The organism is Pseudoalteromonas sp. PAST1, assembly GCF_021532515.1.
In the GTDB taxonomy this organism is placed as follows: Bacteria; Pseudomonadota; Gammaproteobacteria; order Enterobacterales; family Alteromonadaceae; genus Pseudoalteromonas; species Pseudoalteromonas simplex.
This window is the reverse complement of sequence record NZ_JAKGBH010000001.1, coordinates 14,803-35,639: the sequence shown is the minus strand read 5'-3', so window position 1 is coordinate 35,639 and position 20,837 is coordinate 14,803. Positions and strand designations below refer to the sequence as shown.

Sequence of the window (20,837 nt, the reverse complement as noted above, 5' to 3'; positions counted from 1 at the left end):
AACTATTCTCATTCTATCTGTGTATGAAAATAAGTGCTAGACCAGATAAACCCGCAACCAGCAAGATGATACCGCGAATGGCCTTTTCATTGAGGTTATTGTTGATCACAAACGATAAGCCCCAGCCAATTAAAATGGCGGGTAAGCAAAAAAAGAACAGCTTTACATCGCCCATATCGGCAGAGCCTGTTAGCATCAATACAATTATGCCAAACAAGTTTATAAATACAAAAAAGGCACTCAGGTTTGCTTTAATTTTGTCTTTATCTTCAGCTTGATAGAGAAGCCCCATCGGTGCCCCACCGGCAGACGTTGTGGTGCCTAAGAAGCCCGACGACATTGACGCAAGTAAGCTTGTAATGGTAGAAATTTTTGGTTTCATACCTATGATAGACAATGCCACCACTATCAAAATACTCACTCCTAGCAAGAGTTGATACTGCTTCGCATTGACATACCACATCACCACAGCAGCAAGAATAACTCCCACTGCACCACCAATAATGGAAATGCCCGTCTGTTTCATGTCTATCGCACCGCGGTGTTTAATCATTAACACCGACGTTAAAAACAGCGCATTCAAAATCATTGGCCCAGGCACCAGCTCTGGCATAAGCCAGTAAAGCACAGGCACACATAGCATGCCTAAACCAAAGCCAATAACACTTTGCAGGCAAGCGCCAATAATCAGAATTAAATAAACAAGTACAAAGTCGGTCAAACTTTCTTACCACCTTCCTAACTATTAGATTCAAATGTTTAAAATAATTATTTATTATTATAGTACTATTTGGATCGTGTAAAATTTTTTCTTTGGTTTAATTTAAGTTAAAGCAACTAACAATTTAATTAAGTCCAACCTACATCCACTATCAGTGATTGTGCTGTCATCATGCGGCTGTCATCAGCAGCTAAAAATAACGCGGCATTCACTATATGGTCTGGTTGTATTGTTTCGTTAATACACTGACTTAAACGAACATCTTCAATCATTTCTGGGGTTAGCCAATGAGTCATTTGGCGCTCTGTCATCACCCAACCCGGAACCAGTGAATTCACACGAATATTGTCTTTACCGTATGAAGCAGCTAATGAACGGGTTAAACCTTCAATTCCCGCTTTTGCGGTTGTGTAGGCTGGCATGCCTGTTTGCTTAATACGCCAACTTACCGACCCCATATTGATAATGCTACCGCCGCCCAAGCGCTGCATGTGTTCAACTACAGCTTGCGATGAAAAGAAACACGGGCGCAAGTTAACAGCAAACTTATCTTCCCAATATTTCACATCCATATTCTCAGCGGCATGGCGGGTGTCATCGGCTGCGTTATTAATTAACACACCAATGTCACCCTGTTGCTGACGCGTTTGCTCAATAGCCGCTTTTAAAGCTTCTACATCACGAATATCGCAATGGATAAACTGCGGGTCAAACTCATATTTACCAGCTAATTTAGCGCATAACGCATCGCTTTGATCAGTTGCAATATCAACAAAGGTGACTTTCGCGCCCTGCTCGCAGAACCGCGTTACCATTACTTCACCAATTCCCGATGCACCGCCAGTAATAAACACACTCTTACCAGCAAGGCTTGGGTAAACTGTTTTTAGCTCGTTTGAATTTGGCATGATAACCTTTTGTTTTAAAGTAATTACAACGTCAAGAAGCGATACTTATTGAGCCGCTTCTTTATCAGCGATTTCTTTTTCAATAAACGCCATTGCTTCATCAATCATGTACGTCATCATGTTTTTAGCACGTTCAGGATCGCCGCTTGCAATCGCGTTATACACTTTAAAGTGCTCTTCAGCGATCGCCTTTTTATTACCCTTAGCAGGTGTAGTATGTTGAATACTTACGTGTAATGCGGTGCGAATAAAGTCACGTAATTGATAGAAAAAACGGTTACCACTGGCATGTAAAATTGCTGTGTGGAAGGCAAGATCTGGCTCATGCATTACGCCTTCTGGCTCTTCTGCTGCCGCTTGCATTTTATCGAGTGCCATTTTAATTTCTGCAATGGCTGCTTGGTCGCCTTTTCTTGCTGCAAGTGCTGCTGCTTGTGGCTCAATCGCCAAGCGCACTTGTAGAAATTCTTTAAGTACGTAAAGTGATGGGCTGCTTTCTAACAACCATTTTAATACGCTTGTGTCGTATAAGTTCCAGTTCTCCGCCGACTCAACACGAATACCTTGTCGTGGACGAGAAGAAATCAGTCCTTTTGCAGCAAGCATTTTCACTGCTTCACGAACAGCTGTGCGGCTAATACCATACACTTCACAAAGTTGTGCTTCGGTTGGTAGCCCCGTTTCAGTGTTATAATCACCAACAATTATTGCTTTACCAAGCTCATTGGTAACTTGTTGTGATAGGTTTAAATTTTCTAAACGCGCCATGTGTGTTCCTCAAAAGATCTGAGTAATATGATACATCTATAAAGCTATTCCGTCATCCTGGAAATAATTGATTAAAATCAATAACAAGCAAAAAACAGCCTAATACAAGTGTCTATATTTCAAACAATACAGTCACCATTTTACCTACAGACTGTCACCTTATTTTAACAAATCTCTTTCACTTACCTTATTTATAATATAATATTTTTATTCAACAACTAAAAAAGCAAAATTCTCTTTCAAAATTAGGTGGAACACACGATGGTCGAACTAAGTACCTTAGACTGGGCAGTGCTAGCAGGATTTTTTGTCCTGTTACTAGGCGTTGTCGTGATGTCTATGCGACAAAAAGAAGAAGACACCGCTGATTACTTTTTAGCGGGTCGTAATGCAAGTTGGTTAGTGATTGGTGCCTCTATTTTCGCATCGAACATTGGCTCGGAACATTTAGTGGGCCTTTCAGGTTCAGGCGCACAATCGGGTATGGCACTGGCTCACTGGGAAATGCAATCGTGGATCATTCTACTACTCGGTTGGATTTTCGTGCCTTTCTATTGGAGTAGTAAAGTCTACACCATGCCTGAATTCTTAGAGCGCCGTTTTAACTCTAAATCACGTACCTTCTTATCTGTTATCTCATTGATTAGTTATGTATTAACCAAGGTTGCGGTAACGGTTTATGCCGGCGGTATCGCATTTAAAACAATCTTGGGTATTGAGAGCATTTGGGGTATCGACTTCTTCTGGATTTCAGCAATTGGCCTTGTCGTGATCACCGGTATTTATACGGTACTTGGCGGTATGAAAGCCATTATGTGGACCTCGGTGTTGCAAACTCCGGTGCTCATTATTGGCTCCTTGGTCATATTAGTTGTTGGACTAGATAAAGTAGGTGGCTGGGCAGAAGTTGAGCGTATCAACGATGCTAATATGCACCTTATTCGCAGTGCTTCAGATGCTGAATTCCCTTGGCCTGGCATTGTATTTGGTTCATTCATTATTGGTTTTTGGTATTGGTGTACCGACCAATACATCGTACAACGTGTTTTATCTGCAAAAGGCATTAAAGAAGCGCGTCGCGGTACCATGTTTGCTGGTTACTTAAAATTACTTCCTGTATTTATCTTCTTAGTACCAGGTATGATTGCATACGCATTGAATGTTAAAGGTATTATTAGCTATGAAAGTGCTGACCAAGCTTTCCCAACTTTAGTTGCTGAGCTATTACCAGCCGGCGTTAAGGGGATTGTAATTGGTGGTTTAGTAGCGGCTCTTATGAGCTCTTTAGCATCATTATTTAACTCATCAGCAACCTTATTTACCATTGATTTTTATAAGAAATTCAAACCTGAATCATCTGAGAAGCACCTTCTGAAAGTAGGCCGTATTGCCACTATCGTGATTGTTGTATTAGGTCTTCTGTGGATACCCGTCATGAGCTTAATTGCCGATGTGCTTTATGAATATCTGCAAAGTGTGCAGTCTCTTATTGCACCAGGTATTGCTGCGGTATTTTTACTAGGTTTATGTAGTAAACGCATCACTCCAACAGCGGGTTTTGTGGGCTTAGTATCAGGTTTTGTGCTTGGTATGATCCGCTTAGTATTACTGCCATTTAAAGATGATTTAACAGGTTCATCATTTGCGTGGATCACCACAATGAACTGGTTATATTACTGTATTCTGCTATTTGTCGTGGTCGTTGCGATTATGATTGTGGTAAGTATTTTCACCAAACAAGCAGACGAAGAACAATTGAAAGGTCTTACTTTCTCAAGCCTAGATAAAGCAACTATGAAAGAAGTAGCTGCCGGCTTAGATAAGTGGGACTACATTCATACTGCGGGTATTATTGGTATTACTGCCTTTATTTACTACCGCTTCTGGTAATCGTTCGTTCCCAAAGTTGTAGGGCGCCAATTGGCGCCCTTTTTTAATCAGCGAGTTCTGGTGAAAACACAGGAAAACCGTTTTTATCCCACGTAATAATGCGTGCTCGCGCATGGCGATTTGGGTCTGTAAGCGGTGTGCCTTTCAACTCTTTATAGTCACGACTGTGATAAATCATTAAATCGGTTACACCATCTTCAGCTTTTACAAAACTGTTATGCCCAGGGCCAAAACGACCTAGCTCAGCATTGGTGGTGAACACCGGCTCAGCCTTTTTATGCCAACTAGCAGGATCAAGTAAATCAGCATCAACATCTGCCCATAGCAAGCCCATCGCATATCGATGATCGGTGGCACTGGCTGAATAAGTGACAAATATTTTATCGTCATGGGTAATGACTGCAGCACCTTCGTTCACCTTGTAGCCTTGCACTTCCCAATCAAGGGTTGGCTCAGTAATCGCGATAATGGGTTCTTTAATTGATGTTGGTGAGTCCATTTCAGCTAACCATAAAGCTGAGTTATAAGTTGCAGGCTGGTTCTGCTGCGCCCAAATCATGTAACGCTTCCCCTTGTGCGTAAAACTTGTGGCATCAAGCGAAAAACTATCAAGGTGGCTAGTTACTTGCCCCATTTCTTGCCACTCACCTTGCATCGGATTAGCACTGTCGTTTTTAAGTGCATACATACGAATACTAAACGGTTTTTCGATATCACCTGCGGCGAAATAGATATACCAACTGCCATCAATCTGATGTAGCTCAGGGGCCCAAATGTTGACACTCATTGGGCCTTTATCGCGCTTTTGCCAAATAACCTTCGGCTCAGCTAATTTTAAATCGTTTAAACGACAAGCTTGGCGTAGTTCAATTTCATCAAATTTCGGCGAACTACCTATAAACGTGTAACAGCCACTTTTATCATCGCGAACTAACCAAGGATCAGCACGTTTGAGTACAATGGGGTTATCAATTGGCGCTAAAGTCTTGCTACTATTAGCATCAGCAAAGGCTGACAATGGCGAGGCGCTTAACGCACTAAGAAGCGTTAGCCGAGATAATTTTTTGAGCATAATGTGTCCTGTATTTCGTCTCGATTTTATTGTTAATATTGTATTACATATTATATAGTAGCTGAATGAACACAAGAGTTAAAACAACAAAAGGTATTCAAGCATGAGACCCGTAAGTAAGGTGACACACGCAATGAAGTGGCTTTCAACAGGGCTACTTTTTTCTGCCGCAGCCGTATCTGCAAAGCAAGTTGAAGTTCACGACCCGGTAATGACCAAAGAAGGCGACACGTACTATGTATTTAGCACAGGCCCAGGCATTACCTATTATGAATCGAAAGATTTAACCAACTGGAAACTTACCGGCCGCGTTTTTAAAGATGAGCCAAGTTGGGCAAAGCGTATTTCACCAAGTTTTGATGGCCACTTATGGGCACCCGATGTGTACGAGAAAAACGGTAAGTTTTATCTTTATTACTCAGTCTCTGCATTTGGCAAAAACACCTCAGCAATTGGTGTAACGGTTAACGAAACCCTTGACCCATCATCACCTGATTACAAGTGGATTGATTACGGCATTGTGGTTGAATCTGTGCCTGAGCGTGACGATTGGAACGCTATCGACCCAGCAATTATCGAAGATGACAATGGTACACCGTGGATGAGCTTTGGTTCGTTCTGGGGTGGTCTTAAACTAGTACAACTTGATGATGACATGGTGCGCTTAGCAAAACCTGAAAAATGGCATCACATTGCGAGTCGCCCAAACACGGAACATGGCCCAATTGAAGCACCTTATATCTTTAAAAAGAACGACTATTACTACCTATTTGTTTCGTTTGATAAATGCTGCCGTGGCGTAGAGAGTACTTACAACGTACGCGTAGGTCGCAGCAAAAACATCGAAGGCCCATACTTAGATCAACAAGGTCGCTCTATGGTTGATGGCGGTGGCAGTTTAGTTATTGAAGGTAATAAAGATTGGGCAGCCCTTGGTCATAATGCTGCGTACACCTTTGATGGCAAAACCTATTTAGTATTACACGCCTACGAAACAGCCGATAACGGCGTGCAAAAGCTACGTATTTTACCTATGAGTTGGAAAAACGATTGGCCGGTTGTTAACTCAGCCGACCTAAATAAGCTTAAAACCAAGCTTAAGAAGTAATTATTCAACACACAAAAAACCTGCAAAATTGCAGGTTTTTTATTTGCTTTAATGACCTCGTTTGAGGTTGAAAGTAGGTGTTATCAACTAAAATCAACCAAGGTAATATCAACAAGCATGGGGCTATGGCAGCCTTGTTGATGTTTTTCTTCAATAAATACGCTGTACACATCACGCGCCAGATGCGCAGGTATTAGCACTTCAAAGCGACTGCCTTTATTCATTAATTGCAATGCTTCTTGCAAGCCCACTATCGCCTCTGCAATTTCGTACTCTACAGCAGCGCCTTGCTTGCGAGTATCAAATAACACCCGACCATTTGTAAGGGTAACGCGTTGATGCACAGTCACAGTAGCATCCCAACTAGGTTTATCCCCCTGACCTTGCTCAATCACTCGATAACCAAGCCCTGTGGGTGTTTGGTAAAAACTGTGTTGCTCAGCGCTGTTATCTAAAAGCGACGGTAAAACATGCTCTTTAGCCGTCGCAAACACATTGTTGCTTAACATAGCCAACTCTTTATTGTGCGTTGATTAAACGAATACCATAGATACCACCGGCAACAGAGTCTTTGTCGGCAGCAAAACGTAAAGTAAGCGTTTTCGACTTTTTCATTGCTTCTGTTAATGGGTAATCAATGGTGTAGAACTCATCCGTTGGTTTACCTACAGGCAAACTAACTCCAGCTAATTGCTCACCATTTAAATTAATTGAGAAATGACGGTTCACATCGCCAATAAAATAGCGAATACGCAAAGCAACCGCTTTTTGTTCTGGGTTACTAAGCTGATACTCAAACCAACCTGTCGCATCGCGCCAATGATGACCATTATTAACACCTGCGCGGGTTCCCTCACCTTTAAAGTCGTGTTCGACTTCAGGTTGTTGCTCACCCGGTGTAATTTGATCAACGGTTAATAAACGAAGCTGTTCTTTCGCTTGCTCAGCCGCTTTTGCATCGGCAACAAATTGCGTGAACTCAGCTTCGCTTTGCTGCGGCCAATACACTTGATAGCGACTATCGTGTAAGCGGAAGAACGGAATTAGCTCTGTGCTCTTTGTGTTATCGATACCTTGCTTGGCAATCGCCACATTTTTATCGGCGATAAATGCGAGCTCTTGGCCCGGTTTACGAGTGAGATCGGCAATAAACTTTTCTGGCTCACTCAGCATGATTGGCAGAGCTTCTGGCGGACAAGTCGGCCCTGCGGCAATGTGGCCCATGCGGCTATTGTCAGCAACAAAGTTAAGCTGCTCATTTGCAAATGCTTGTACTTTAGTGGCCATTACAACAGGCCCATACATCACAGAGTAATAATGCTGACCATCAGGTAGCTGCTCAGTATAAAGCTTAGGACTAAGTTCAAAAGCAAGCTTGTCACCGCTTTGCCAAGCATGGCTGATACTGTAGTAACCATCTTTTTCGGTTGCGCTTACAGCTTGTCCATTTAAAGTAAAGCTCAGCTCACCTTGCTGCCAAGACGGTTTACGAATATGAATTACCGACTCAGTGCTTTGCCCCTCAGACAAACGATTCACGGTCAGTGAGACCTTGTTATCATCTGGGAATTGGCTGTCTTGCGTGATCTGCAAACCCTGCTGTTGCCAATTTAACGTGCTTGGAATAAACAAGTTCACCCATAGCTCTTTACCGGTATTGCTATAAATCAGCTCACCATATTTGCTGTGATTCTCAATACCTGAGCCTACACAACACCACATTGAATCTTGCACTGACGAATACATGCGGTAATGCCCAGGGCGCATTGAGGTAAAGTAAACAAGACCACCATGCTCTGGGTGTTGTGACGATAAAATATGGTTATATGTGGCGCGCTCATAATAGTCTAAATAGCGCGTATCACCGGTTTTTAAGAACAATAACTTACTCAGTTTCATCATGTTGTAAGTGTTGCAGGTTTCTGGGCCTTCAACATCTTCAACCATCGGCGTAAAGTCACTTTTATCATGAAAATGCTCACGTACCGAGTTACCGCCAATTGATACTGAGCGCTCTTGGCTGACTATTTTCCAGAAAAAGTCAGCACCTTGCTGCCATGCTTTATCATCGCTGGCATTTGCGACCTTCAACATACCAATAATTTTTGGAATTTGCGTATTGGCATGCAGGCCCGTTAACTTATCTTCTTTGTGTAATAAGGGTTCAATAATGATGTTATGAGAGAACTGACGCGCTAGTTTTAAGTAACGCTCATCGTCACTAATAAAGTACATATCAGCAAACACATCATTTAAGCCACCATGCTCTGAATACAACATTTGTTGAACTTGTTCATCAGTTAGCTTAGCAGTGGTCGCTAAGAACCATTCACCTAACTTAAATAGCATTTGTTTGGCTTTATCACTACCGGCTACATCGTATGCATCACGCAAGCCATGGAAGATTTTATCTATGTTATAAAGCGGTACCCAGCGGTCATTTAAGCTGAATAAATCGGCTTTGATTTCACCCTTTTCAATCTGCTGCCACATTTCATCGCCATTTGGGATTCCGCCTAAGTAACCACCAGTGACTTGCTGGGCGCGATCCAACTCGCTTAGCATATAATCTAAACGCTGCTTTAATTCTTCGTCACCTGTGGCTGCCCATGCAAGGCTCAAGGCTGAAAGATAATGACCGCCAATATGCCCATCAAGGCCTGTGCTTTCCCAGTTGCCATAGTTAGGCGCTTTTGGCTCAAGGCCAGCTTCACGCAGATAAGGAGCAAGCAGCTGATCAGGATGAAGTGCTAATAAATAACGCACATTCGTTTGCTGTGCATGTAAAAACGGGCTGGCGCTTAAACTTACTTGGTTTAGGGCAAATAAATGTTGTTCGCTGGTATGCTCAGCATGCTCCACAGCAGCACTTTGTTTACTGTCTGTTGGCTGCTCACTGCAACCGGTCACAGTTAAAATTGCAGCGCAAACGCTTGCTAAATAGCTAACTTTGAATGTGTTCATACTGTTGTCTCCCAGCGAATTATTATTTTAAAGAGCAAAGCGCACACACTTAGTTAGTGTGTGCGTTTAAAGAGTGGTTATTTTGGTAGGCGCTTATGAATAACCATATCCGTATAGTACTCATCGGTAATTTTGTATTTTTTCAAAATCAGACCTAGTAAGGCGTGGAATACACCCGGAATGATAGTTAGCATCAGTGCTAAGCCCATAAGGGTAAATTCAGTTTGCTCAACGTTAGGCTTGTACTCAAAGAATGCCAGTAATAAACCACCTGCTAAGCCAGCTAAGCCACCCCCTGCTTTTTGGCAGAATGAAATACCACCAAATGATAGGCCCGATGCACGAACGCCGTCTTTTATTTCACCGTAATCTACGGCTTCAGCAATGGCAGACCAGAACACTGGCGCATGTAAATCAACCACAAATGACAAGATGATATAAAGCACAAACGCCATCATTACATCACCCGGTTGCACCACAAAATACATTAGCAATGAGATGAATAGCACGGCGATTTGTGATTGACGGAATAACTTCATTTTACAGTAACGCTGGGTGATCCACGTACTTGCCACCATAGAGACAATAGATGCTGCAATACCCGCACTGGTAAAGGCACCCGCTAAATCTGGTACACCTAAGTAATAGGTTGCGTAATACATAGCAACACTGCCACGAATCGCATAGCCAAGCGTACCAAGCACACATGCTGCACACAGGAGTAACCATTGGTCGTTTTTAATAAGTACTTTTAATTGTGTAAGTACACCTTCGGTTTGTGGCTCATGGGTAATACGTTCGCGAGTAGTAAAAAAGCAAAACAAAAATAGAGCTACGGCACAAGCCGATACTAATGCCATTGCCAGTTTATAACCATACGACAAGCTGCCATCTCCCCAATATGAGGCAAGCAGCGGTACTGAAAATACGATCACCACATTGGCAATCTTAGCGAAGAACATACGGTAGCCATTAGCTGACAAACGCTCTTTAGGATCGGCAGTTAATACACCAATGTAAGAGATATAAGGGATAGCAACACCGGTAAACATCAAGGTCGCAAACAAGTATGTGGCATAAGCCCAAGCTAACTTCATGTTGTAGTCGAAATCAGGCGTGGTAAATAACAGTACGACCGATAAACCATATGGCACAGATAAAAATAAGAACCAGTGACGGAACTGACCCCAACGGGTTTTCACTTTATCGGTGATCACCCCCATTAAAGGGTCGGTAAAGGCATCAACAAAACGCGCCACTAAGAACAACACACCCATATCAACCGGATCAAGCCCGTAGATATCGGTGTAAAAGAAAGACATAAAATAGAATAACGCTGCAACCATGACATTTACTGCCATGTCGCCGGCACCAAAGCCGACCTTTTCTACAACGGATAACTTTTGAGATTCCATACAACAACACCCTAATTGGTCAATAATGAGCCGCCGCTCACTATTTCAAGCAATGCTAAAAAGTTTTCAACACTGCGTATCAAATAAATTTACAGCCTTAGATATTACACAGCTTGGCCATTGCGTTCGTTATTTTTGTAAATTTAATGCTAATCCAATTAATAGTATTATCATACTTATTAAATCGCAACTCTTTTCGACCGATGGTTTGGTTTATAAAAACCAATAAAAAACCCCAGCAAAGCCGGGGTTTTTAGGTCTATAAAAGAAATTTAGAAAGAATAACGTGCGCCTAGTGCGAATGTACGTGAGTAGATACCGTTACCAAAGTTAAATAGGTTGTCGTTACCTTCACCGTAATAGCTTTGATATACGTCATCTAGGATGTTCGTTGCATCAAAAGTAACTACTAAATCATCATTCACATTGTAGCTAAATTGGAAATCTAAGCTTTGCTCAGGACGATTCCAGAACTGAATTGGGTTAGCAAAGATTGCCGCTTCGTTACCTGTGTAGAACTCAGAACGCCATACATATGATAAACGCATGTCGAATGAGTCACGCTCGTAGATACCTACGATACTGTAAGATTCATCAGAAACACCGGCCATTTTTGACTTAACAAAACGACTAATTGTTCCATCATCATAGTATTCAGGTGTTAACTGTGAAGAATCAAGTGAGGTATAACTTGCCTGAACACCTAAGCCATTTAGATACTCCGGTAATGATTCAGGGAAATAGACTAAACCTAACTCGAAGCCTGATAATTCACCCTCAGAGGCATTTACTGGTGCACTCAATGCGAATGGAATAATCTTTCCATCAGATGCTCTTGGACGCATCACAACTTTTCGTCCTGAAACAATTCGACCATCTATTTCTCTTTTAAAATACGCGCCATAAAGTGAGCTTGACTCAGCGAAGTACCACTCAAGAGAAGCATCGTAATTTGTCGACTCTTCTGGTTTTAACTCTGGATTTCCACCAACCCCGGTGCCGTATTCAGCGCCTTCTGTCAACGGTTCAGTCCAGTATTGTAGCGCATTTAAATCTGTAAAGTTTGGCATCCTTAAAGTGTTCGTGTAGGCAATACGACCAACAACATCATCTGTTATATTCCAATTTAGTACTAAACTAGGCAAAACCTTACTTACACTTGCGTCTGCGGCACTACTTTCAAACACATTTGAATTAGGGGTAACTTCAGCTGTAAACTGCATATCCTGTTCGTACTTAACATAACGAACACCGATTTCGCCACTAATATTTTCTGTTAAAAAGAAGTTAGTAGTTGCATAAAGCGCGAATGAGTTTTCTTCGATATCAAATGTCTTATACACATCTTCATCATCTAAGTTATAAACCTGACGCACAGCACTGGCATTATCAAGCATATAGCCACCATTCGCGCTGATAAAGCTATCAAAGGTATCTGCGCGGCCATCAAAATAATCATTAACTTGAAAAACAATCCCTGAACCATCATCTGCAGCTCCAGCTGCAGCTAACATATCTATTAGACTGGAAACAGATGTAAGGTCTTTAAGGTTTTTATCTTGTGTGCGAGTAAACTCTTCGGCAGTTCGTTTTTCATAGCGTCCTCCAAACTTCACTTTGTCAAAATAAGTGCCACCAATAAGGTATTCAGCATCAAATGTGAAGGTTAATGCATCACCCGCGTTACCGCCGCCATTATCATACACTGTACCTGCATTCCAGTTTTCGATAGCAGCCATATCTGCTTCGTTTACCGCTGTGTTTGGATTATCCCAAAACGCGATACCTGGTATGCCGTCATTGTCGTTAAAGTCTACATCAAGCCCTGTTGATATGCGGTCAAAACGCATTGCGAAGAAATCGGTTTTATATTCACTGTCTTGGTAAACAACTTCTGTATTAATGGTTAGGTAATCGCTTGCTTGCCACTCGGCCCCTAGCGCATATAAGTAGCTATCTGTTTTACCATATGAAAAGTCACCACTTTGAAAACCGCCAGCACCAATCGCTTGCTTTTCTTTAATGACATTAGTGCCATCAAACACGGTTGGTGTTTCAATAAAGCCGTTACCGTTTTCATACGTGTTTGAGAACCACATCGCGTTTTGCGATTCGTTTTCGTAACCTGTGTAGAAACCTTCGGCTGTAATTTCTAACGTTTCATTGGGTGCCCACTGTAAAGAGACAGACGCTGCCGGGCGTTTACGAAGACCTGTGAATGAAGTGCCAAAGATTGCATCACGCCCGAGCAAATATTCTGTAGGCACCCCATCAACATTCATCATCGAACCAACATCACTTGCTAGACCATTTTCAAGTCCTTCGTCCCAATTTACACCTTGTGATCCCGTCTTGGGAATTAAAGAGTATGGTGTATAGTTTGGATGTGGATAGTTCGTAAAATAAGGAAGGACTGCACCTGCTGTGATGGTGTCATCGCGGTAATGTGTTTCAGCATAAGAAATATTGAAAAGTGCGCCAAACTCACCAGCGCCGTCGATTTCCCAACGGTTAGAAAGTAACGCACTGATATTTGGATCAACTTCATCTGGTTGATCTGAGTAAATCGCACGTGCCGCTAAAACAACTTTTTCACCTTCGAAGTTGAAAGGACGGTGGGTTTTGATATCGATCGCACCTGCGATACCACGTTCAATTTGGTCCGCCGAACGGGTTTTATAAACTGTTACACCCGAAAGTAAACTTGCAGGTATGTCTTGCAGCGCCACATCACGACCCGCACCTGTAAAGATAGCACGGCCATTCACTGTGGTATTAACATCAGTAAGACCACGGATTGAAACTGCACTTACTTCACCAGCACCACGGCCTGTTGTTTGTACACCTGTCACACGTTGTAGTGCTTCAACTACGTTGTTATCAGGGAATTTACCAATATCTTCAGCAACAATTGCATCCACGATTTGAACGCTTGCACGTTTTTCATCTAGCGCTTTGTTTAAACTGCCGCGAATACCTGATACTTGAATAACTTCCATCTCATCGACGTTATTCTCAGGAGTGTTTGGTGCTTCCTCCTGTGCAAAAGCAAATTGACAGGTAAATGCCATAACTACAGCACTGGCTATGTGTGTTCTTTTAAACATAAGCGGTGTTCTCCAAATTATAGTTATATCGGTCCGCTGAACTTTCCCCATTCAGTTACCGAAGAGTGACCACTGCATTGTGCATCGTGTGTTGTCAAAACGGTGCGCGAGTGTGTCTACATTTTATTATGTTAATACATTGCTGCCTGAACTTTAATCATATTGTATGATTATTTAACAGTCAACTCAAAAAGCCAAATTAAAATTAGTGCCATAGTGTTTACAAAAAACGTTGTAATTATAACACGTTACAAACTAAAAAAGGGCTGCGTTTTTATCTTGGGAATTTATGTAGACCCATTATTATCAGTCACTTAGCATTTATTTGTTTGCTTATTTTATTTGTCTTTTGTTCATCCAGAGCAACAAAAAAGGGCTAACAAGTTATTTACCTGGCGTTTTTTGATGCTACTATGATAAAAATACAATAATACAATATAGAGTTATTTTTTGCTGCACTTTTACTGGTTTGTTTCGATGTAAACAATCAGTTACTCAGTATAATCAGGCATACACCGTGTATTATCTGGTCATTTAGAGCGAGCTCTAAGTACAAAAGCTGCAGTTCGAACAACAATTATTAGTCACAGAGGACACTCATGAAGAAATTGAAAGCGTTAGCGCTGCCATTGCTTTTTTCGAGCAGCTTAGCCGCTGCACAAAACCCATTATTCACCGATGTATTTACTGCAGATCCAGCAGCACTTGTTCACAATGACACCGTATACCTTTATACAGGCCATGATGAAGCACCAAATAATGATGTGTTTTTTGAAATGCACGACTGGTTAGTCTTTTCATCAACAGACATGGTGAACTGGAAAAAACACGGCCCAATCATGAAAGCAACCGACTTTAAATGGGCTAAAGGCGAAGCATGGGCTTCACACATGATTGAGCGTGATGGCACTTTCTATTTCTTTACAACCGTTCGTCACAACGACACAAAACCAGGTTTTGCAATTGGTGTTGCGACGTCTAAATCACCAACAGGCCCATTTAAAGACGCGATTGGCCATGCATTAGTTACCGATGACATGACCAAGCATACGCCAAATGATTGGGACGACATCGACCCTGCTATTTATACAGAAGAAAACGGCGATACTTACATGTTCTTTGGTAACCTAATGCCAAAATACGTAAAGCTAAGCGACGACTTACTGTCTCTTGATGGTGAAATTAAAACGCTAGATTTACCAAACTTTACCGAAGCGTTATGGGTTCATAAGAAAAACGACAACTACTATGTATCGTACGCATGTGAGTTCCCTGAGAAGATCTGTTATGCCATGAGTAAAAGCATTCATGGGCCGTGGGAATATAAAGGTATTTTGAATGAAATCGCAGGTAACAGCGAAACCAACCACCAATCAATCATCGAGTACAAAGGTAAAGACTACTTTATTTACCATACTGGTGCTGTACCACCGATTGATGGCAAACCAAGTGGCGGGCGTTTTCGTCGCTCAGTGGCGATTGAGCCACTTTACTACAACGAAGATGGCACACTTAAACGTATTATCATGACCACTGAAGGTCTAAGTAAACAAGACAAGTAATATCAAAAAGGGCTCTTTAAGAGCCCTTTTTAATGTTTAAATGTAATACAAATAAACAAATTTAACGGAAAATCCTCTCTTTCAGATAAGTAAAAAACTTCCCTAATAGCGCAAAAATACCGAAAAAAACGCCAAAAATGACAACTTGAGAAAATTAAAATCACACTGTACATATTGTAAACACTGATACTTCATGTTTACATACCAATTACCTTTGCAAAAGTATTTGCACATTTTAAATCATACTATAAAATTACAATACTACGTTCTTATTAGTTTGATATAGGCACGCGGCAATTTTATTGACAACAATCGAATAAAAAAATGAATCCCAGTTTCAAGAGGACACATAAAATGAAATTAAATAAATTAGCCATGGTCATAGCCTGCTCTTTGGCTGTTACAGGTTGTGGCAAAGAAGATGGTACTAAGCTTGACACAGCACCTGCGGTTGCCGACCCGCAAAGTGCAAAACCGACAGTAAGCAGCAGTGTTGAATACACTGAATCAGGTAGCGTAATGGTTACCAATGTAAGCGTGCACGATCCTTCTGTCGTTAAAGTTGACGACACTTATTATATTTTTGGTTCACACCTTGCTGCCGCTAAATCAACTGATCTCTTGAACTGGGAAATGATTTCGAGCCTTTCAGCTAACGCAGCCGTTAATGAAAGCCCATTATTCGATTACAACTACACAGGTGAAATTGCCGAAGGTATTGAGTGGACAGACGGCTTCACAGGAAACTGGGCTGCCGATGTAATCAAAGCACCAAATGGTAAATTTTGGTTCTACTATAACCATTGTGCACAAGACAACCCAGATACCGCAGATGTGGTTGATGAAGTATGCTGGAACCGCTCTTACCTTGGTTTAGCTGAAGCTGACAATATTGAAGGCCCATATAAAAACAAAGGTATTTTCTTACGCAGTGGCTATCGCTCAGAAGCTGAATTTACAGCTTACCCACTTGATAACGGCCAAACAACATGGAATGGTGCCGTTGATCCTAACGCAATCGATCCAGCGGCATTCTATGATGCTGACGGCAAACTTTGGATGGTTTACGGTTCATACTCTGGCGGTATTTTCGTGCTAGCAATGGACGAAGAAACGGGTATGCCAGAAGCTGGTCAAGGCTATGGTAAAAAGCTAGTAGGCGGCGACTTCCGTGCAATGGAAGGTGCATTTGTTATGTACAGCCCAGAAAGTGAATACTACTACTTATTCTACTCAGTAGCTGGTTTTGCGCTAAATGATGGTTACAACATTCGTGTTGCTCGTTCTAAAACACCAGATGGTCCTTACCTAGATAACGCAGGCAACGATATTTCAACATTGGGCGGCTTAGAAGTTGGTGAAAAACTAATGGGCGGCTTTGAGTATACACAAGAGCTTGGCGAAACAGCACCAGCATGGGGCTACCAATCACCAGGTCATAACTCAGCTTACTACGATGAAGCGACAGGTCGTCATATCTTAGTTACGCATACGCGCTTCCCGCAAACATCGACTGAGTTCCCAACCATTTCAGAAGCGCACCAAGTTCGCGTACATGAAATGTTTATAAACTCATTAGGTTGGCCTATGGCTTCACCGCAGCGCTATGTGCCGCTTGAAGGCGACAACATGGTTGTGGCGGATGAACTTTATGGTTATTACAAATTTATCAACCATGGTAACGATGTAAATACAGATGCTATTCGTTCAATGCATATTGCTTTAAACGAAGATCACTCAGTAACCGGTGATGATCCAGGTATCTGGTACATGATTGATGACTCAAATATTAAACTTGAGTTAGATTCAGGTACTTACTTTGGCGTGGCTAAATGGCAATGGGATGATGCAACTAAAGCAATGGCTGTTACTGTATCAGCTACATCAAGCGAAGGCGCTACCATTTGGGCAAGTAAACGAGATGAAATCACAGATACAGCAAACGTTCTGGGCACTGTTCAAGAAGCACTTGATATCAAAACTGAATTATCAATCGCTGACGAAGGCTACTCATTACCAACCAAAGGTAAAGACGGTGCTGCAATTAACTGGGAAAGTAGTGATGAATACTACATCACCAGTGAAGGCTCAGTATTCATTCCAACCCCAGATCGCGGTGATAAAGCGGTTACTTTAACGGCTAATATCTCTTTAAACGGCGAGAGCACAACCAAAACATTTAATGTAAACCTAGAAGCGCGCCCAGAATTTAAAAATGCGATTGCACACTATGCATTTGAAGATTCACTCAGTGATGGTTTAGGTAACCTGGATGATGCGGGTGTAACAGATAACAACCTATTAAATGTGGGTGCTGGTACAGCTGCATACGCAGAAGGTAAAACAGGTAAAGCATTTAACTTTGACGGTGCAACGGGCGTACGTTTACCTGATGAGTTAGTAACAGGCGATGAGTACACTATTTCGTACTGGTTTAAGCCAACAGTACTGACTAACTTCACGCCTACATTCTTCGCATCAACGTCTGATGCACGTTGGATGAGCTTGATCCCAGGTAGTACACACTTTACAACAACACCAATGCTTTGGAGCCGCTATTTAGCTGATGATGGCACAGATATGTGGAACCAAATCATCTCTGACTCACCAGCGGTAATGGATTGGAATCATATTGCCATCACTTATGCTAATGGCACAGCAACACTTTATCGTGATGGTGTCCTTTCTGGTACTATGCCTCGCCCTGATTTTTTTAGCACACAAACAGGTAACTTTGCGCTGGGTGTGAACTACGGTTGGGACTTACCTTTCCAAGGTCAAATTGATGAGTTTATCGTCTATGACTACGCGCTAAACGGCCTAGATATTAATGGTGCGGCTATCAATAACCTGACAGATCCAACTAAATTCGAGAGCTTCATTACTGATGCGCTTGATTTAGGTGATGTTTCTGCAGTACGTGATAGCTTTGAATTACCACGAGTAGGTCCATTTGTATCTGGTATTAGCTGGACGTCAAACAACGAAGAGTACTTAAAACCGGTTAATGGCACAGCTGTTGTTACACAACCTAGCGCATCTGCTGGCGACCAAGTTGTAACATTAACTGCAACCATTAAGTACAAAGACTTTACGGATACTAAGTCATTCGATGTAACCTTAAAATCACTTGCACCTGCTGAATACAGCTTCGAAGGTGACCTAAGTGCATTAAACGGTGCGTATGCAGCGGGTAAATCAACGGGTGGTTTCATCAATAATACAGGCGGTAGCGTAAGCTATGTTGACGGTGTAATTGGTCAAGCAGTATTCCTAGAAGGTTCAGGTGTTCGTTTACCGGATAACCTAATCACGACTAATGACTACTCTGTATCTATGTGGCTTAAACCAGAAAGCTTCACAGATTACACAACAGCGTTCTTTGCCGGCGCAAGTGCAAACGCATGGTTAAGTTATGTACCATCGATGGCAGGCTCAGCGCTAACGCGTTTATGGGCAAATAACGGTGCCTTCTTCGATAATGCAGAACTAGATAGCCGTATTCCAGCAAAAGAATGGACACATGTTGCATTCACTGTTGATGGTACGAACGGTGATGTACTGAAGATGTATGTTAATGGTGAACTACAGCTAGAAACCGATGGCTTCCCACGTGTATTCACGGTTCCTGGTGAAACAAATGAGTTTGCTCTAGGTGTTAACTACTGGGATACGCCATACCACGGTGCTATCGATGAACTGAAAATTTTCAACGGTGCGATTAGCGCTGAAGAAATAAAAGCACTCTTTGATGCAGCTGCTGCACAAGAGTAACAAAGTGAGGTGAGCTGCCTCACCTCAACTATTTGTTGTCTGGAAAGGCCGGGTGAAAACCCGGCTTTTTTCTAAAGCTTTAGTACCTTTTGCCGATACATACATATCATTCACTTTCATCGCTCTCATTATGGCTATTAACTCATTAGCAAGTGCGTTAACTAACTCAAACGCAGATACAGCAAGCAGTAATACCAACTCAAAAGTAGGCTACAAACTCAGCAACCAAGAAATGAATAAGCTCTCTGGTCGTGAAGTAGAGCCCGCTCAAAAAGAAGAAGTATCTAGCGAACTCCCCGCACATATTCGCAAAATGGTTGAACAACTTGAAAAGCTCAAAGAACAACTCGAACTTGCCAAAGAGCAATTAGCCAAACTGCAAGCACTCAAAAACCAAGAAGATGAAACTGTAAAAGTGCAAGTTGAAACACAGACCAAGATGGTTATGGAAATCCAAACGCAAATAATGTCTCTTAGCCAATCAATTAGCGATGCGCTAAAAGAAGCTGGTATTAGCGATCCCGGAGTGCTAATGAGTGTGTTAGTTTGATGAAGGCTTTGAGCTTTAAGTCTCAAGATTTGCTCTTGCAACTTTCCCCTAGCTCACTCCTCATATAACACCCAAAAGTGAGTCAAAACCCAGTGAATATGCGGGCTCTGAAATATCGAGTGCGGAAATACGAAACTTCCTTTGCGGCTAAAATCAGTTATCTCATCTGTCATCCAGGCACACTACCACAATAGAGAAAAGTTAAACATTTAACTTTAAAATCAAAGCCATAACATTAAGAAAACAAAAGATTTAACCTTCTAATAAGTTCGAAATTAAAGCTCTCCTAGAATTAAATCAAAGCTTAACCTTATCAAAACCCCGCTGAGCAATACTTTATTAGTATAGAAATTAGCCAACTCAATCGTACTATGGACTCCCCCTATCAACGAAGTGAGGGCGTGTTATGCGTCAAATTTTATTACTTTCTGTAAATGGATTTACGCTACAAAGGTTTTTATTAATGACATGTCTTTGGGTGTGCTTTTTTGCCACAGCCGATGAAACAAACCCAATTCTTACCGCAAGATCATGGTTAACTTTAGTGGACAATGCTGAATATATAAAAAGCTGGGAACAAACTGATCCACAATTTAAAGCAAAGACTCCACAAACAAAATGGCTTAAAGCATTAGATTACGCGCGAGTTCCTCTTGGTAGAGTGATGTCTAGAACTTACTTTTCCACTTCAGAGTATTCATCACTTTCGGGATTACCTGATGGCGAGTATTTAGTTATTAAATTTAAAACCGAATTCATTAATCAAGACAGTGCCATGGAAACAATCAGTTTGAGTAAAAATAATGGCCAGTGGCAACCTTTAGGTTATTTTATTAATTAGGAGTTTGTAAAGGTTGAGATGGATTATGTTGGGTTTCGCTTCGCTCAAACCAACCTACCCGAAGAATGAGTAGGGCAAGTAATATGGTAGGCGTCACGCTTGCTTGGCACGTCATGAAATCAACACTCTACGAGCAGACAGACATATCGCCAACATA

14 protein-coding genes are annotated in these 20,837 nt (G+C 41.8%); 6 read left to right on the top strand and 8 right to left on the bottom strand.

Features of this window, described 5'->3' with window-relative positions; all coding sequences use genetic code 11:
- Window positions 1-13: 13 nt before the first annotated feature.
- From L1272_RS00135 to L1272_RS00125, 3 genes are all read right to left on the bottom strand, one after another.
- A complete protein-coding gene (locus L1272_RS00135; RefSeq protein WP_054552287.1) occupies window positions 14-721 on the bottom strand; it encodes a sulfite exporter TauE/SafE family protein in 708 nt (235 codons plus the stop codon).
- A gap of 128 nt (window positions 722-849) precedes the next feature.
- The gene (locus tag L1272_RS00130; RefSeq protein ID WP_235372529.1) at window positions 850-1,629 is read right to left on the bottom strand and encodes an SDR family NAD(P)-dependent oxidoreductase; all 780 of its coding nucleotides are present in this window, start codon (window positions 1,627-1,629) and stop codon (window positions 850-852) included.
- 45 nt (window positions 1,630-1,674) lie between these two features.
- Complete coding sequence (locus L1272_RS00125) at window positions 1,675-2,397, bottom strand: FadR/GntR family transcriptional regulator (protein WP_054552285.1); 723 nt, start codon at window positions 2,395-2,397, stop codon at window positions 1,675-1,677.
- A 261-nt stretch (window positions 2,398-2,658) separates the two neighbouring features.
- Between L1272_RS00125 and L1272_RS00120 the strand changes: the two genes are divergently transcribed.
- Window positions 2,659-4,287 carry a sodium:solute symporter gene (locus L1272_RS00120; protein ID WP_055020596.1) on the top strand — a complete coding sequence of 543 codons (1,629 nt, stop codon included), beginning with the start codon at window positions 2,659-2,661 and terminating at the stop codon, window positions 4,285-4,287.
- A 43-nt stretch (window positions 4,288-4,330) separates the two neighbouring features.
- Here the strand turns inward: L1272_RS00120 and L1272_RS00115 are convergent, their stop codons facing one another.
- Entirely contained in the window at window positions 4,331-5,359 is a 1,029-nt protein-coding gene (locus tag L1272_RS00115; protein WP_235372528.1) for a glycoside hydrolase family 43 protein, read from the bottom strand.
- 133 nt (window positions 5,360-5,492) lie between these two features.
- On the opposite strand from L1272_RS00115, the gene L1272_RS00110 reads away from it, so the two are divergent.
- The gene (locus L1272_RS00110) at window positions 5,493-6,467 is read left to right on the top strand and encodes an arabinan endo-1,5-alpha-L-arabinosidase (protein WP_235372527.1); all 975 of its coding nucleotides are present in this window, start codon (window positions 5,493-5,495) and stop codon (window positions 6,465-6,467) included.
- 83 nt (window positions 6,468-6,550) lie between these two features.
- Here the strand turns inward: L1272_RS00110 and L1272_RS00105 are convergent, their stop codons facing one another.
- The 4 genes from L1272_RS00105 to L1272_RS00090 all read right to left on the bottom strand — a co-directional run bounded on the left by L1272_RS00105 (window position 6,551) and on the right by L1272_RS00090 (window position 13,953).
- Window positions 6,551-6,976 (bottom strand): FKBP-type peptidyl-prolyl cis-trans isomerase, encoded by a 426-nt coding sequence (locus L1272_RS00105; protein ID WP_054552281.1) that lies wholly within the window; start codon window positions 6,974-6,976, stop codon window positions 6,551-6,553.
- Between the two features lie 10 nt (window positions 6,977-6,986).
- A complete protein-coding gene (locus tag L1272_RS00100; protein WP_235372526.1) occupies window positions 6,987-9,431 on the bottom strand; it encodes a glycoside hydrolase family 127 protein in 2,445 nt (814 codons plus the stop codon).
- A gap of 77 nt (window positions 9,432-9,508) precedes the next feature.
- On the bottom strand, window positions 9,509-10,846 hold the full coding sequence (locus L1272_RS00095; RefSeq protein WP_054552279.1) for an MFS transporter: 1,338 nt from the start codon (window positions 10,844-10,846) through the stop codon (window positions 9,509-9,511).
- 272 nt (window positions 10,847-11,118) lie between these two features.
- Entirely contained in the window at window positions 11,119-13,953 is a 2,835-nt protein-coding gene (locus L1272_RS00090) for a TonB-dependent receptor (protein WP_235372525.1), read from the bottom strand.
- Between the two features lie 599 nt (window positions 13,954-14,552).
- On the opposite strand from L1272_RS00090, the gene L1272_RS00085 reads away from it, so the two are divergent.
- The 4 genes from L1272_RS00085 to L1272_RS00070 all read left to right on the top strand — a co-directional run bounded on the left by L1272_RS00085 (window position 14,553) and on the right by L1272_RS00070 (window position 20,680).
- Window positions 14,553-15,515 (top strand): glycoside hydrolase family 43 protein, encoded by a 963-nt coding sequence (locus L1272_RS00085; protein ID WP_235372524.1) that lies wholly within the window; start codon window positions 14,553-14,555, stop codon window positions 15,513-15,515.
- A gap of 354 nt (window positions 15,516-15,869) precedes the next feature.
- On the top strand, window positions 15,870-19,289 hold the full coding sequence (locus L1272_RS00080) for a LamG-like jellyroll fold domain-containing protein (protein ID WP_235372523.1): 3,420 nt from the start codon (window positions 15,870-15,872) through the stop codon (window positions 19,287-19,289).
- A gap of 52 nt (window positions 19,290-19,341) precedes the next feature.
- On the top strand, window positions 19,342-19,839 hold the full coding sequence (locus tag L1272_RS00075) for a hypothetical protein (RefSeq protein WP_235372522.1): 498 nt from the start codon (window positions 19,342-19,344) through the stop codon (window positions 19,837-19,839).
- Window positions 19,840-20,245: 406 nt separating this feature from the next.
- Window positions 20,246-20,680 (top strand): DUF4019 domain-containing protein, encoded by a 435-nt coding sequence (locus tag L1272_RS00070; protein WP_235372521.1) that lies wholly within the window; start codon window positions 20,246-20,248, stop codon window positions 20,678-20,680.
- Window positions 20,681-20,837: the final 157 nt, after the last annotated feature.